General features: G+C 61.0%; 1 protein-coding gene. It reads left to right on the forward strand.

What is annotated here, in order from left to right; all coding sequences use genetic code 11:
• Window positions 1-236 (forward strand): transposase (locus SM191_RS19765; RefSeq protein WP_341507684.1); only part of this gene is annotated, 236 nt, incomplete at both ends.

A 236-nucleotide genomic window follows, 5' to 3' on the forward strand; every position in this document is an offset into this window, starting at 1 on the left:
TTGAATGCCGAGATGGATCATCACCTCGCCGGTGAAGATGGCGCGGGCAACAGCCGCAACGGTTACGGTCGGAAGACGATCACGACCGATACCGGTAAGCTGGCGATCGACGTACCGCGCGACCGGCAAGCCAGCTTCGACCCGCAGTTGATCGCCAAATACCAGCGGCGCTTTCCAGGCTTCGATGAGAAGATCGTGTCGATGTACGCGCGCGGCATGAGCACCCGGGAGATCAC

The organism is Sphingomonas sp. 2378, assembly GCF_038084995.1.
Taxonomy (GTDB): Bacteria; Pseudomonadota; Alphaproteobacteria; order Sphingomonadales; family Sphingomonadaceae; genus Sphingomonas.